This window comes from Amaricoccus sp. (genome assembly GCF_036846665.1).
Classification (GTDB): domain Bacteria; phylum Pseudomonadota; class Alphaproteobacteria; order Rhodobacterales; family Rhodobacteraceae; genus Amaricoccus.
The window spans coordinates 1-2082 of the sequence record NZ_DAIUBO010000385.1; the positions used below are offsets into that span (position 1 = coordinate 1).

The following is a 2082-nucleotide window of genomic DNA, read 5'->3' on the forward strand; positions in this document are numbered from 1 at the left end:
AGCGCGGCCACCAGTTCCGCATCCTGCGCGCGGTGAAGAACCGCTTCGGCCCGGCCGACGAGATCGGCGTCTTCGAGATGACCGGCGCGGGGCTCGCCGAGGTCGCCAATCCCTCGGCGCTCTTCCTCTCCGAGCGCGGCGCGCCGCATCCGGGCTCTGCAGTCTTCGCGGGCGTCGAGGGCACGCGGCCGCTCCTCGTCGAGATCCAGGCGCTGGTCGCGCCCACCGCGCTCGGCACCGCGCGGCGCACCGTGGTGGGCTGGGATTCGGGGCGGCTCGCCATGGTGATCGCCGTGCTCGAGGCGCGCTTCGGCATCGGCTTCGCCGACCGCGACGTCTATCTCAACGTGGCCGGCGGCCTGCGCGTCTCCGAGCCTGCGGCCGATCTCGCGGTCGCGGCGGCGCTGATCTCGGCGCGCGAGGACGCGGCCCTGCCGGCGGAGGCGGTCTTCTTCGGCGAGATCGGCCTCTCCGGCGCGCTCCGGCCGATCGCCCAGGCCGGGACGCGGCTGCGCGAGGCGGCCAAGCTCGGGTTCCGCACCGCCTTCGCACCGCCACCCGCCGCGACCGGCGGCGCGGAAGGCATCGCCATGCGACCGGTTGCGGATCTCGAAGCATTCATAGAGAAGTGTTTCGGCACGATCGACCGATAGGACCGCGATTGATGGAAGGCTTCACCTATGTCGACGGCCTGGTTCTGGGCATCATCGTCCTGTCGGCAGTTCTCGCCTATGCTCGGGGATTGGTGCGCGAATCCCTCGCCATCATCGGCTGGATCGCCGCGGCGGTCGCGGGTTTCGCCTTCGCCCCCAGTGTCGAGCCCTTGATGCGCGAGATCCCGGTCCTGCGCGATATCATCGGCACAAGCTGCGATCTCGGCATTCTCGCCGGCTTCGCCGCGGTCTTCGCCGTCGCGCTGGTGATCATCTCGATCTTCACGCCGCTGCTCTCGGGCGCCGTGCAGAATTCCGCGCTCGGCCCCATCGACCAGGGGCTCGGCCTGCTCTTCGGCGTCGCCCGCGGCGTTCTGCTCGTTGTGATCGCGCTGGTGGTCTACGAGCGCGTCCTCGGCGGTGCGGGCGGCTTCGCAGCGATCGACGAGAGCCGGAGCAAGGCAGTCTTCGCCGGGCTCGAGCAGCAGCTCGCAGCCATGCTTCCCGAGGACGCGCCACAATGGATTGCGGCGCAATACGAGCGGCTCACGGCGAATTGCCGGTGAGCCGGCGCCGCGGCGTGACAATCCGCCGGCACGGGCCTATAGAGCGGCGCGATTCCACTCGCAGAGCAGAGGCGATGCCCTTCCTCACAGACCCTTTCGACGACGACAAGCTTCGTGAGGAATGCGGCATCTTCGGGGTGATCGGCGTCCAGGACGCCTCGAGCTTCGTCGCCCTCGGCCTGCATGCGTTGCAGCATCGGGGCCAGGAGGCCGGCGGCATCGTCTCCTACGCGCCCGGGACGGGGTTCAACAACGCCCGCCGCTTCGGCTACGTGCGCGACAACTTCACCTCCGCCAGCCTGATGGAGACCCTGCCCGGCTCGCTCGCCATCGGTCATGTCCGCTATTCGACCGCCGGGTCGAAGGGACAGACCCAGATCCGCGACGTGCAGCCGCTCTTCGCGGAATTCGCCCGCGGCGGCTGCGCCATCGCCCATAACGGCAACCTGACCAATGCGCTCGCGCTCCGCGAGGAGCTGATCGAGCGCGGCTCGATCTTCCAGTCGGGCTCGGATACCGAATGCATCATCCACCTGATGGCGCGCTCGATCCAGAAGGCTATCCCCGAGCGCATGAAGGACGCGCTGCGGCGCGTCGAGGGCGCCTTCTCCATCGTCGCCATGACGCGGACCAAGCTCATCGGCGTGCGCGACGCGCTCGGCGTGCGGCCGCTGATGCTGGGCCGGGTCGGTGACGGCTGGATCCTCGCCTCCGAGACCTGCGCGCTCGACATCATCGGCGCGGAATTCGTGCGCGAGGTCGAGCCCGGCGAGATGGTGATCTGCACCGCCGGCGGGGTCGAGAGCGTCTTTCCCTTCGAGCGGCAGCGCCCGCGCTTCTGCATCTTCGAGAAGGTCTATTTC

At 69.3% G+C, this 2082-nt stretch carries 3 protein-coding genes; all 3 read left to right on the top strand.

Translation table 11 applies throughout. The features are described 5' to 3' along the window. A partial coding sequence (locus tag V7050_RS20595; RefSeq protein WP_324366668.1) for a magnesium chelatase domain-containing protein occupies positions 1-653 on the top strand: 653 nt, incomplete at its 5' end. Between the two features lie 11 nt (positions 654-664). Then, complete coding sequence (locus V7050_RS20600; protein ID WP_324366666.1) at positions 665-1219, top strand: CvpA family protein; 555 nt, start codon at positions 665-667, stop codon at positions 1217-1219. 74 nt (positions 1220-1293) lie between these two features. Beyond that, on the top strand, positions 1294-2082 hold a 789-nt coding region (locus tag V7050_RS20605; RefSeq protein WP_442885721.1), incomplete at its 3' end, for an amidophosphoribosyltransferase.

Bases quoted from the DNA above. Each gene is read 5' to 3' on its own strand.
- V7050_RS20600 (WP_324366666.1), top strand. From the start codon at position 665: ATGGAAGGCTTCACCTATGTCGACGGCCTGGTTCTGGGCATCATCGTC.